Here is a 13,195-nt window from a genome sequence, read left to right as displayed (position 1 = left end):
TCTCTTGTTTGCCGGTCCATCTAATGATAAAATGTTTTTTAGGTGATAAATTGTCATTCCATAAAGATGAATAGCGGTCCCGGAAAGCCCAGAGAGGAGAAAGCGTATGAAAACCAAACGAGGAAAGGACAGATTCATTGCGCTTGCTCTCAGCAATATTGCAATCGCTGTTTTTGTATTGATCCTTTGCGTGGGCTATTCCCAAAATGTACGAAGTGATAAAGAAAGGGCGGCTCGGGATGCGTTTACTGCTGCCGTGGAATCCACCGCCCAACTATCTTATGGGTATATGAGCAGCCTGCAGAATGAATGTGACAGCTGGGCTGCCTACATAGAGAACCATGGGTATTCGGCGGAAGAAGCCGTTGAATATCTGAAGGAAGTTAATATAAATAGTGATGTTTCTGTACACATATTATATTATGATACATTGTCCGGTTTATCTACCGGTTCCGGAAACAATGGGAACAAGGTTGATTACTCCCAGGTGGCAGAGTCATTTACATACATACTTCCTTTAATGATAAACGGAACCAGGGGAGAGGGAACTGTCTACATATCCTCCGCGTATATTAATCCGGTGGATGGGATCAATAGTATTGGATTTTGCAGCTTGCTGACTGTCAGAGATGACAGAGGAGGAGATGCAAAAGCCATACTTGTAAAAACGATTCCTGTCAATGTGCTCCATTCCCAGTGGCTTTTCCCAGGTGCCTACCGCGAGGCGGAGGTTTCCCTGATAGACATAAATGGACGGTATATCATTCAGTCCGGTTCCATGAGCGGTGATACCTTCTGGACATTTATTAAACAAAACAATGGTCTTTCCTATGTGGATATAGGCCGATTCCAAAGCTCCTTCCAGAAAGAAGACAAGTGCCTGGTGGAACTGAAGGATCAGGCCGGTGAAGATGCGTATTATGTCAGCAGCCAGATAGAGAACACACTAAACTGCACGTTTGTAGGTTATATCCAGTCCAAAGCGCTGGTTGACATAGGGTTTGACTGGCATATGCTTTTTTATGTAACCATCGGCTTTCTCCTTCTCCTGCTGCTGGATGGAAGCCATATCATGTCCATTAACAGGCAGCTTAAAAAGAGCGTGGAGGAGACGCAGAATGCCAACATGGCAAAAACCAGGTTTCTCTCCTCCATGTCCCATGATATCCGTACGCCGATGAATGCCATCATTGGGATGACCGCGATTGCAAGAAAAAATATTGATGATCCCCCGCAGGTACTGGGATGCCTTGAAAAGATCACGTTGGCCAGCAACCATTTACTTACTCTGGTCAATGACGTGTTGGATATTTCAATCGTTGAATCAGGAAAAATGACCCTCCACCCGGTAGTGTTTTCCCTTGCTGAATCGGGTACAAATCTTGTGAACATCGTAAGGCCCCAGATCAAGGAAAAGGGATTGATGTTTGAGGTCCGCCTGCACCATATAACATATGAATACCTGTATGCGGATGAACTTCGGATCAACCAGATATTCATCAACCTTTTGTCCAACGCGGTAAAGTATACAGATCCAGGGGGAAAAGTCGTCTTAACACTTGCGCAGACACGTTTGCCTGAAGACAGCGGCAAAGTGATCCTGACCTATACGGTTCAGGATACCGGGATCGGCATGACCCGGGAATTTATGAGTGATATGTACCGGAACTTTACCCGCGCGGTGGATACCCGTATTGATAAGGTACAGGGTTCCGGCCTCGGACTTGCCATTACCAAGCAGCTGACTGATCTTATGGGCGGCACCATTGACTGTGAAAGTGAGATTGGAAAAGGAACTAAATTCACTGTCACTCTGACACTTCCAATTGCTGAAACCACCACGGATGATTTAGTATTGCCGCCCCTTAAGCTGCTGCTTGTGGATGATGATGAAGTGTTCCTTGAAACCGCGGAGGATACCCTGGTATCTATGGGGGTAACGGTTGATAAGGCAGACAATGGGCGGACGGCAGTTGAAATGGCCGCAGCAAGGCATGAAGCCGGCCAGGGATATAGGGTTGTGCTTGTTGACTTTAAGATGCCGGATATGGGCGGTATTGAGACTGCGGCAGCCATTCGGGCCAAGGTTGGAGATGAAGCTCTGATCATTATCATCAGTGCATATGACTGGACGGAGATAGAAGATGCAGCTAAGGCGGCAGGGGTTCATGCTTTTATCAATAAACCGATGTTTAAGTCTGTGATCTATGATAAAATGAACGAGTTCCTGCATTTTTCTAAGGTTGAAACCGCATCCGCGGATGAAGACGCAGGCGGACTGCAGGGGCTGAGGCTTCTGGTTGCAGAGGACAATGACTTAAACTGGGAGATTATAGAGGAAATGCTGAAATACTACGATATCAGTACCGTCAGGGCAGAGAATGGACAGATCTGTGTAGAACTTTTATGTGATGCCGAAGCAGATACGTATGACGCGGTTCTGATGGATATCCAGATGCCTGTTATGAACGGCCGTGATGCCTCCAGGGCCATTCGGGCTCTCCCTGATAAGGTAAAACGAAATATTCCCATCATTGCCATGACTGCGGATGCTTTTGCTGAGGATATACAGGCTTGTCTGGAAGCAGGAATGAATGGCCATGCTGCAAAGCCAATTGATATGAAAAAGCTTTTCGGAGAACTTAAAGACGCAGGGCTTGCCAATAAAAGGAGAGGTGAAGTCGGATGAAAAGAGGATTATCCGTTCTGATGGGGTCAGTACTTGCTGCTTCCCTGGTTACTGTTTCTCTGCTTACTGTCTCCCTGCTTACCGGATGCCGGGAGAGCAGGGAGAAGGGCAGTGAGGACACGGATGTACTGTATCATTCTTATTATTCAGAACCATATGTGACATTAGATCCAAGTACGGAGCAGTCTAACGGTGTGAAAATACTTCACAATGTATATGAAACCCTGACCCGCTACAATGACCGGACCGATGAGGTTGAACCATTGCTTGCCACCAATTGGATATCCAATGAAGATGGCACCCAGTGGGTTTTCCGCCTGAGAGAGGATGTCACCTTTCATGATGGAGAAAAAATGAATGCAGAAGCAGTCAAAAAATCCATTGACAGGACCATTAATCTTGGCAAGGGGGCCGCTTACATCTGGAACAGCGTGGATTCCATTGAAGTAACCGGAGAGTACGAAGTAACATTCCATCTCAGCTACAGTGCGTCAATCCCCCTCATTGCGTCAGCAGGCTATGCTGCCTATATCATGAGCCCCAATGTTCTTGATAAAGATGTGGAATGGTTTAATGATGGGAATGACGGTGGAAGCGGTCCTTATACCATTTCCACAGCTTCGGCAAGGGCAGTCACTCTGGCAGCCTATGAAGGCTATCGCGGCGGCTGGGAGGACAACCAGTATCAATACGTTTATATACAGGAGGTTCCTGATTCCGGTACCCGCCGAGAACTGCTTGAAAAAGGTGAATCCCAGCTTGCCTCAGATTTTTCAATTGAAGATTTAAAGGCATTGGGGGAGGATGATAAGTTTTCCGTTCTCCATGCCAATACATTTACCAATGTGATCCTGATGTTAAACACAAAGAGCGCTCCCTGTAACAACAAAGATTTTCGGAAAGCATTGGCATATGCGTTTCCATATGAAGAAACAGTGGATGAGGTTTTGGCAGGATACGGCGCGCGGTCTCATGGTATGATTCCTGCCGGCCTTTGGGGACATAGCGATGATCTGATGCGCTATGATTGTGACCTGGAAAAGGCAGGAGAATACGTTAAAAGGTCCGGCCTCACAGATGTTACGGTGACGGTTTCTTACATGAGGAGCAATACGTCTTACAGTAAGATGCTGGAGATCTACAAGGATAATCTTGCACGCATAGGAGTGACGCTGAAGCTTCTTGGCATGGACTGGGATGCCCAGAGGGCGCTGGCAGGGAGCGCGGACCCGGATGACTGCCAGGATATCATGTTAATGCAGTGGTGGCCTGATTATGCGGATCCTGCCAGCTGGTTTTCAGCGCTGCTTGTAAATGCCAGGGATTCTGTTGGCTACAATTTCTGCTATTTGGATGACGGGATATTTGAGTCTGTGAATAAAGAAGCGGTGGAGCTGACAGCAACGGACAGGGATGCCGCGAAAAGGCTGTATATACAGATGCAGGAAACCATAATGGACGAATGCTATATGATCTTTGCATATGATATGATGCAGAATTATGTTATAAGCAATAGGATCAGCGGCGTTTATGAGAATCCGGCGTATCAGACTTGTGTGTATTACTATGATATTTCAAAGAACTAATAAAATATGGGTTTGAACGGGCCGGCATCCGGGAAATATGCAAGGACGCCCATGTGACCAATGGAGCCTTCTATCATCATTTTGATGATAAGGAGGCGTTGTTCGGCGCTTTGGCAGAACCAGTGGTGGCGGCTGTTTCCGAAATCTACTCTGAATCTGTAAAAAGGCATTTTGAAAAGGCAAGAACTGATGAGCTGAAGCAGAAATGATCTGGAGGAAGACGAATGGCAGGCAAACCGTTTTTGGGATTTAATCCCTATTTTTTTAAATAATGGTTAGCAAATACTAACCAAATGCATGAATTAAAAGTAACAGTTCGGGATGGCGGGAAAATAGCTGTAAATGCAGGCGTTAAGCATGCTTATAAGTCCGTTTTTGCACCAATTTTCACATCGGATATCCTGAACAGTTACAATCCCAGACCGGTCTGAGTGAAAAAGTCCGGGTTTAAACTTCTGATATGATTTCCCAACTGCAGACGCAGCGCTGGATCGGCCAAGTAACCAGCAACAATGTACTGGTTCCAAAGGACGAGGCAGAAATGATTTTCTGTGAAGGACTCAACGCATTTCTCACCGAAAGCCTTACGCAGGAATTGCTAAAAAAGGCGGCTTCTTAAAGAGGTTCTTAAAGAGCTTACGTGAAATGTATTGCTTAATACCGATTTATCATCTATAATTATGCATGGTGTTGAATTGTTTTGTTTTGTCCGAAAATTTAAAGTTGTCGTAAAAGGGACAAAAACCTCTTGAAAAGCCGGTGTTTTCAGCCGAAATGGGAGCATAAAAAGTGGAATTTTTAGTTTTTTTCAATGCCTGAAACAGAAAAAAACAAGCACAAGATTTTGTGCAATACTACCAAAATAAGGACGATATTTTATGAGAAAATTAGCGTTACCTGATGAAATATTACTAAGTATCCAGCAACCTGCCCGATACATTGGCGGGGAGGTAAACATGACAAATAAGGACGCATCCAAGGTGGACATCCGCTTTGCCATGTGCTTCCCCGATGTCTACGAGATCGGAATGTCCCATCTGGGCATCCAGATCCTATACTCCATGTTTAACAAACGGGATGATATTTACTGTGAGCGTGTCTATTCGCCCTGGATGGATCTGGACCCTGTGCTCAGGGAAAAGCACATTCCGCTTTTTACCCTGGAGACCCAGGAGCCGGTGAAAAATTTTGATTTTCTGGGCATTACCCTGCAGTATGAGATGTGTTACACCAATGTGCTGCAAATACTGGACCTGTCCGGGATCCCTCTTCACGCATGTGACAGAACTGAGGAAGATCCCATTGTTGTGGGAGGAGGCCCCTGTGCTTATAATCCGGAACCGCTGGCGGACTTCTTCGATATCTTTTATATAGGAGAAGGCGAGACGGTCTATTTTGATCTGATGGACCGGTATAAGGAGAACAAAAAGGCCGGCGGCGGCAGACGCAGGTTCTTGGAGCTGGCGGCAGAGATACCCGGTATCTATGTGCCGGCATTTTATGATGTTACGTACAAAGAGGATGGGACCATTGAAAGCTTTCTTCCCAACAACAGCCATGCCATGCCCGTGATCACAAAGCAGGTGGTCAGGAACATGGATGACGTGGGATATATTGAAACACCCCTTGTTCCCTTTATGAAGGTGACCCAGGACCGGGTGGTGCTGGAAATCCAGCGGGGATGTATCCGGGGCTGCCGTTTCTGCCAGGCCGGTGATGTGTACAGGCCCCTGAGGGAGCACAGCCTGGAATACCTGAAAAAGTATGCGCGGGACATGCTAAAGAGCACGGGTAATGATGAGATTTCCCTGAGTTCTTTAAGCTCCAGTGATTACAGCCAGCTGGAAGGGCTGGTGAATTTCCTTATTGATGAGTTCAAGGGCAAGGGGGTCAACATTTCCCTGCCGTCCCTGAGGATTGATGCATTTTCACTGGATGTTATGAGCAAGGTCCAGGATATTAAAAAGAGCAGCCTGACCTTTGCGCCGGAAGCCGGTTCCCAGCGCTTAAGGGATGTGATCAACAAGGGCCTGACAGAGGAAACCATCTTAAAAGGCGCAAAGGACGCCTTTGAGGCCGGATGGAACCGGGTGAAGCTGTACTTTATGCTGGGGCTTCCCACAGAAACCGTGGAGGACATGGAGGGGATCGCTCTTCTCTCAGAAAAAATAGCGGAAGAATACTATGAGATACCCAAGGATCAAAGAAACGGAAAGGTACAGATCGTGGCAAGCTCCTCCTTCTTTGTTCCAAAGCCCTTCACACCGTTCCAGTGGGCCAGGATGTGCACCAAAGAGGAGTTTATCCAGCGGGCCAATATTGTACGCGGCAAGTTCAGGGAAATGAGAAATTATAAGAGCCTGAAATATAACTGGCATGAGGCGGAGCTGACCGTTTTGGAAGGTGTGCTGGCCAGAGGCGACCGCCGTGTGGGCGCGGTGATCGAGGAGGCTTACAGGACCGGTGCGATCTATGATTCCTGGTCCGAGTATTTTAACAATGACATCTGGATGAAAGCGTTTGAGACCTGCAACGTGGATATTGGATTTTACACCACCAGGGAGCGCAGCCTGGAGGAGGTGTTCCCTTGGGATTTCATCAATGCGGGAGTGACCAAAGAGTTCCTGATCCGCGAGTGGAATACGGCTGTGAAGGAACAGGTAACGCCAAACTGCCGCCAAACATGTTCTGGCTGCGGTGCCAGGTATTTTGGCACCGGTGTGTGCTATGAAACGGTAAAGGAATAGAGTATATGAAAATTCGGATAAAATTCAAAAAATATGGAACCATGAAATTCATTGGTCATCTGGATGTGATGCGGTATTTCCAAAAAGCGATCCGCCGTTCAGATGTGGAAATCTGTTACAGCGGGGGATTCAGTCCTCACCAGATCATGTCTTTTGCAGCACCCCTGGGAGTTGGAATCACAAGCAATGGGGAGTATGTGGATATAGAAGTGTCCGGCACAGAGGATTCCAGGACCATGATCAACCGGCTGAACCAGGTGATGTCGGAAGGGTTTGAGATCATCAGCTTCAGGGAACTTCCGGACACGGCCGGCAATGCCATGTCCATAGTGGCTGCCGCCGATTACACCGTAGCCTTCAGGCCCGGATACGAGCCAAAGGATATGAGCGTGGAGGAGTGGTTTGGCGGACTGCTGGCTTTTTATGAGCAGCCGGAAGTGGTGGTAACGAAAAAGACCAAACGGGGACAGGCGGAACTGGATATCAAACCCCTGATCTATGACCTGAGACTGACCCGGGGAGAGGATGGGAACACGGCGCTGTTTATGAAGATCTCAACGGGCAGTTCATCTAACTTAAAGCCTGAACTGGTATTGGATGCGTATTACGGCCATCTCGGTCAGGAGCGGACCGCATTTGCTTTCCTGGTACAGAGGGAAGAGGTCTATGCGGACCTTGGGGATACGGACCAAAAGGAAAAAGGAAACCACACATTTATACCGCTGGAAGAGCTGGGACAGGAAATATTGTAATGGATAAACTGATCGTAACACAGTGGAGGGGAAAGGTCTGTACGGCTGTTTCCTCAAAGAGCGGGATCACCCAGATCATGATGGAACCGGAGGATTCCTCCTCTTTGCTTAACAATATCTATATTGGAAAGGTCCAGAAGGTGGTGGGCAATATCAATGCCGCATTTGTGGACATCGGAGACGGCAGGACCGGTTATTACAGCCTGGATGAGAATAAGGAACATATCTTTGTCTCACAATCCACCGGAAAGCTGAAGGCCGGAGACGAGATCGTGGTCCAGGTGAGCCGGGATGCGGTGAAGACCAAAGCGCCTGTCCTTACAGGAAAGCTGGCATTTACCGGAAGGTACTGTGTCCTGACAGTTGGAAAAACAGGGGTTGGCTTTTCTGCCAAAATAGGGGATAATGGATATAAGGCCAGGATCAAGGCAGTGTTAAAAGAAGTGCTTTCCGGGGAAGAGGAGAGTTTTGGCGTCATTGTGCGGACCAATGGGGCCGGCGTGGCGGACGAAGTGCTCCTAAAGGAATATGAACACTTGAAAGGCCTGTATTGCAAACTGGCTGCCGAGGCGTCCTGCAGGACCTGTTACAGCTGTATCTACAGGGCAGTACCCGGATATATCAGCGCGATCAGGGATTCCTACAGCGGTACCCTGGATGGGATCATTACGGACATACCGGAATATCACAGAGAGCTGAAGGCGTATCTGGAGCAGTATCAGGCCGAGGATGCGGGGAAGCTGTCGTTTTATGAGGACAAGCTGCTGCCACTGACCAAGCTGTACAGCATTGACACTGCAGTGGAACGCGCCCTTGGCAAACATGTATGGCTGAAATCCGGGGGATATCTGGTGATCGAACCCACGGAAGCCATGGTGGTGATCGATGTCAACACGGGCAAATACGCGGGAAAGAAAAATATGCGGGAAACCATATGCAGGATCAATATGGAGGCGGCAGAGGAGATCGGCCGCCAGCTCAGGCTGAGAAATCTCTCAGGGATCATTCTCATTGATTTCATTGACATGGAACAGGAGGAGGACCGGGAGATGCTGATGCGCCATCTGGGAGAAGTGGTCTCAAAGGATCCGGTAAAGACAACCGTAGTGGATATGACCAGGCTGAACCTTGTGGAGGTTACCAGGAAAAAGGTGAGGAAACCGCTTTACGAGCAGGTCCTTCCGCCTTCTGACAAAACACAATAAAACGGATCGCGTTAGAATATCACATAAGAATATCACATAAGGGAGTTAAAGGGGAAGGAAATGAAGATTATAATTGTTGGCTGCGGCAAGGTGGGAACCACCCTGGCCGAGCAGCTGAACAGGGAGCATCACGATATCACTTTGATCGACTCAGACGGCGAGGCGCTGCAAGCAGTGGCTGACAGCATTGACGTCATGTGTGTCACGGGAAATGGAGCCGTATACCAGGTCCAGATGGAGGCTGGGATCAAGGAGGCGGATCTTCTGATCGCCACCACCAATTCCGATGAGCTGAACATGCTCTGCTGCCTGATTGCCAAAAAGGCAGGTAACTGCCACACCATTGCCCGTATCCGCAACCCTGAATACTCGGCAGAGATCAATTATATCCGTGAGGAACTGAACTTGTCCCTGGCCATTAATCCGGAACTTGCGGCTGCAAGGGAGATTGCCAGGCTGCTGCGTTTCCCCAGCGCGATCAAGATCGAGCCGTTCGCAAAGGGAAGGATCGAGCTGCTTAAATTCCAGATCCCAAAGGGCTCCTGTCTGGACCAGATGAAGGTTTTGGAAGTGGTGAGCAAGCTAAAGAGCAATGTGCTGATCTGCGCGGTTGAGCGCGGTGAGGACGTGGTGATCCCGGATGGTAATTTTGTAATGCTGGGAGGGGACAAGATCTCCTTTATCGCGCCCCATTCGGACTCTGCCGAATTCTTCCGCAAGGCCGGTATTGAGAATAATACGGTGAACTCAGCCATGTTTGTGGGCGGGGGAAGACTTACGGTGTATCTGGCCAAGGCGTTGACCGGGGCCAAGATCAAGATAAAGATCATTGAGAGGGATGAGGAACGGTGCAGGCTCTTAAGTGAACTGCTTCCGGAAGCCATGATCATTCACGGGGATGGCTCCGACCAGCAGCTCCTTTTGGAGGAGGGGATCCGCCAGACAGAGGCATTTGCATCCCTGACCGGTTTTGACGAGGAAAATATCATGCTCTCCCTGTACGCGGCCAGCCAGTCCCGGGCAAAGCTGATCACAAAGGTCAATAAGATCGCCTTTGAAAATGTGATCAATTCCCTGAACCTGGGAAGTGTGATCTATCCCAAGATGCTGACCGCGGATATCATTCTCCAGTATGTCCGCGCCATGCAGAATTCCATGGGAAGTAACATAGAGACACTTTACAAGATCGTTGCGGACAAGGCCGAGGCCCTGGAATTCAGGGTGAGGGAACACTCGCCGGCAGTGGGAATCCCGCTGGAAACACTGAAACTTAAGAGCAATCTGCTGGTTGCCTGTATTAGCAGGAATGGTAAGTTTATCACGCCCCGCGGCAAGGATGTGATCCAGATTGGTGACTCGGTCATCATTGTGACCACACACACAGGGCTTAATGACTTAAAGGACATTTTGGGATAAGGCGGGCAGGATATGAATCGGAGTATCATTATTTATATGCTGGGCTGGATCATGAATATTGAAGCCCTGTTTATGCTGCTGCCTGTTCTGACAGCTGCTGTTTATAAAGAAAACATTGGTTATATCTACCTGGGGGTGGCCGTTGTGTGCGGCCTTCTGGGATTTGCATGGACCAGGAAGAAACCAAAGACAAAGATGTTTTTTGCCAGGGAGGGGTTTGTAACCGTTTCCCTGGGCTGGATCATCCTGAGCTTTTTCGGGTGCATGCCCTTTGTGATCAGCGGTGAGATCCCGCATATCATTGATGCCATGTTTGAGATCGTGTCCGGTTTTACCACCACGGGATCCAGCATTATCCCCAAAGTGGAGGACCTGTCCAAGGCATCCCTGATGTGGCGCAGCTTTTCACACTGGATCGGGGGTATGGGGATCCTGGTATTTATCCTTGCCATCCTTCCCATGGCCGGGGATTACAACATGCATATCATGAGGGCGGAAAGCCCGGGGCCTTCCGTGGGAAAACTGGTGCCCAAAATAAGGATCACCGCCAAGCTGCTGTATACCATTTATTTCTGTATGACGGTAGTTATGGTCATATTGCTCCTTGTTGGGAAAATGCCTGTTTTTGACAGCATCTGCATGAGCTTTGGCGCTGCAGGTACAGGAGGATTTGCCTGCCGTAATTCAGGCCAGGCCGACTACACCGTCTACCAGCAGGGGGTCATTACCGTGTTCATGCTGCTGTTTGGCGTGAATTTTAATGTATATTACCTGATGCTGATCAGGAAACCAAAGGATGCGTTCCGCTGTGAGGAATTGAGGGGATATCTGGCAATTGTAGCCATTGCCGTCCTGTTCATCACCATGAATATCCGCCACCTGTTCCCAACCCTGTTTATGGCTTTTCACCAGGCGGCTTTCCAGGTTTCCTCCATTATCACCACCACGGGATATTCCACCATTGATTATAACAGCTGGCCGGAGTTTTCCAAAGCCATTCTGCTGCTGATCATGTTTATTGGCGCCTGCGCGGGCAGTACCGGCGGCGGCATGAAGGTATCACGTATCATGATCGCCTTTAAGGAGATCAAAAAGGAGATGGCATCGGTGATCCATCCGCGCAGCGTGAAGGTGCTGAAGTTTGAGGGGAAACCATTGGAACACAATACCCTTCGTTCCCTCAATGCCTATATTATTGTATATTTTATGATATTTGCTATCTCCACCCTGATCGTAAGTCTGGACAACTATGACTTTATGACTTCCTTTTCAGCCGTGGCAGCTAATCTGAATAATATCGGGCCAGGCATGTCGGTGGTGGGACCTGCATCCAACTATTCCATGATGTCATACCTGAGCAAGACCGTGCTTATTTTCGATATGCTGGCCGGAAGGCTGGAGCTGTTCCCCATGCTGGTGCTCCTGTCACCAGGCACCTGGAAACGCAATTGATGCCCGCCTGGCAGCGCCTGCGCCAGATGCAGTTTGGCATCCGGCATTTGATAAATAAAATGTGAAATGCCGGTGAACAATCTGTGACCTGGCTTGACGGCGGACTTTGAAAAATGATATGCTCTTTCTATCCATAACGAGCCCCTGCACTAAGTTCGTAATAGACCTCACTAAGTGCCAGCGGCATGTATCACACGTAAGCGCCTGAGAGACAGGCGCTAAGTGCTCATAACGAGGAGGAACGGATATGAAGAGATTCACTTGTATCCTGGGCAGCGCCATATTGGCAGCTGCGCTGAGCAGCCATACGGCGCTGGCGGAAAACCAGGACCGCGGACAGGAGACATACCAGACTGCTGAGGAAGGATATGGGAAAACGGACCAGGAGATTTACGGCCGGGGGAGCTACGTGATCGGAGTGGACATGCCGGCTGGGGAATATGCTGTTTTTACAGAGGACACATCGGAGAATCATGCATTTTCCTCCTGTACCTTTACCTTATATAAGAATGACAGGGACGAAAAAAAGATCGGTACGTTCCGTTTCCAGCACCACGGGCTGATCACCCTGTACAATGGTCAGCATCTGATCCTGAGCAGGGGATATGCGGTCCCGGCGGATCAGGCTGATATTTCGGCCGGAACCACAGGAATGTATAAGGCGGGCCGGGACATGGAGCCGGGAACTTACAGGCTCACGCCTCTTACATCAGATGGCGCCCATTATGCCCTGTATAATGATGTCCGGTATTACTATGATTATATGGATGACTACCAGACCTTTTTTGAGCCGGTGACCGTGACCCTGGAGGAAGGGCAGTATATCGAACTGATGGACGTCAGTTCTGTGGAGAAGATCGATTAAAAAATATTCAAAATAGTGGAAATTTCTGTTGACATCGGGAAATGGAAATGCTATTATAATTAAGTATGCCGCACAGCGAGGTTCTAAGATTCTGCCCATTTTCCTTGAGGAGAAGAGGCGTGAAACACCGCAGCTGGCGAGTAATGATTATAGGAGGTGCCTTTCATGTACGCGATTATTGCAACAGGCGGAAAGCAGTACAAAGTAGCAGAAGGCGATGTCATTAAGGTAGAGAGACTGGGCGCAGGCGCAGGCGAGACCGTAACTTTTGACCAGGTGCTGGTTGTGAACAACGGCGAACTGCAGATTGGATGCCCGACCGTTTCCGGAGCAACTGTTACAGCAACAGTTGAGAAGGAAGGTAAGGCTAAGAAAGTTATCGTTTACAAGTATAAGAGGAAAACTGGCTACCACAAGAAGAACGGCCACAGACAGCTTTATACCCAGGTTAAGATTGACAAGATCAACGCTTAATTGTAAATG

The 13,195-nt window shown here is 48.6% G+C and carries 10 protein-coding genes; all 10 read left to right on the top strand.

Going from position 1 to position 13,195, the window contains the following annotated elements; all coding sequences use genetic code 11:
* Positions 1 to 106 precede the first annotated feature (106 nt).
* The 10 genes from ABID13_RS07195 to rplU all read left to right on the top strand — a co-directional run bounded on the left by ABID13_RS07195 (position 107) and on the right by rplU (position 13,186).
* Positions 107 to 2,689: a hybrid sensor histidine kinase/response regulator gene (locus ABID13_RS07195; protein WP_048930499.1), complete on the top strand. Its 2,583-nt coding sequence runs from the start codon at positions 107 to 109 to the stop codon at positions 2,687 to 2,689.
* Positions 2,686 to 4,275, top strand: a complete 1,590-nt coding sequence (locus ABID13_RS07190; RefSeq protein ID WP_156200141.1) for an ABC transporter substrate-binding protein — start codon at positions 2,686 to 2,688, stop codon at positions 4,273 to 4,275. Before ABID13_RS07195 ends, ABID13_RS07190 begins: the two co-directional genes overlap by 4 nt.
* Positions 4,275 to 4,484 (top strand): TetR/AcrR family transcriptional regulator, encoded by a 210-nt coding sequence (locus tag ABID13_RS07185; RefSeq protein WP_082173945.1) that lies wholly within the window; start codon positions 4,275 to 4,277, stop codon positions 4,482 to 4,484. The genes ABID13_RS07190 and ABID13_RS07185 overlap by 1 nt, the downstream gene beginning before the upstream one ends.
* 669 nt (positions 4,485 to 5,153) lie before the next feature.
* A complete protein-coding gene (locus ABID13_RS07180) occupies positions 5,154 to 7,022 on the top strand; it encodes a TIGR03960 family B12-binding radical SAM protein (RefSeq protein ID WP_045092153.1) in 1,869 nt (622 codons plus the stop codon).
* 5 nt (positions 7,023 to 7,027) lie between these two features.
* The gene (locus tag ABID13_RS07175) at positions 7,028 to 7,774 is read left to right on the top strand and encodes a TIGR03936 family radical SAM-associated protein (RefSeq protein WP_048930498.1); all 747 of its coding nucleotides are present in this window, start codon (positions 7,028 to 7,030) and stop codon (positions 7,772 to 7,774) included.
* On the top strand, positions 7,774 to 8,979 hold the full coding sequence (locus tag ABID13_RS07170) for a ribonuclease E/G (RefSeq protein ID WP_045092154.1): 1,206 nt from the start codon (positions 7,774 to 7,776) through the stop codon (positions 8,977 to 8,979). The genes ABID13_RS07175 and ABID13_RS07170 overlap by 1 nt, the downstream gene beginning before the upstream one ends.
* Before the next feature lie 60 nt (positions 8,980 to 9,039).
* Complete coding sequence (gene trkA, locus ABID13_RS07165) at positions 9,040 to 10,395, top strand: Trk system potassium transporter TrkA (RefSeq protein ID WP_007864492.1); 1,356 nt, start codon at positions 9,040 to 9,042, stop codon at positions 10,393 to 10,395.
* 12 nt (positions 10,396 to 10,407) lie between these two features.
* Positions 10,408 to 11,847 carry a TrkH family potassium uptake protein gene (locus ABID13_RS07160; RefSeq protein ID WP_007864494.1) on the top strand — a complete coding sequence of 480 codons (1,440 nt, stop codon included), beginning with the start codon at positions 10,408 to 10,410 and terminating at the stop codon, positions 11,845 to 11,847.
* 247 nt (positions 11,848 to 12,094) lie between these two features.
* On the top strand, positions 12,095 to 12,712 hold the full coding sequence (locus ABID13_RS07155; protein WP_007864497.1) for a hypothetical protein: 618 nt from the start codon (positions 12,095 to 12,097) through the stop codon (positions 12,710 to 12,712).
* A gap of 165 nt (positions 12,713 to 12,877) precedes the next feature.
* On the top strand, positions 12,878 to 13,186 hold the full coding sequence (rplU, locus tag ABID13_RS07150; RefSeq protein ID WP_007864499.1) for a 50S ribosomal protein L21: 309 nt from the start codon (positions 12,878 to 12,880) through the stop codon (positions 13,184 to 13,186).
* The last annotated feature ends 9 nt before the right edge of the window (positions 13,187 to 13,195 follow it).

Origin of the sequence: Enterocloster citroniae (assembly GCF_040545455.1) — a bacterium.
Classification (GTDB): domain Bacteria; phylum Bacillota; class Clostridia; order Lachnospirales; family Lachnospiraceae; genus Enterocloster; species Enterocloster citroniae.
This window is presented reverse-complemented; position numbering and strand designations above follow the sequence as displayed.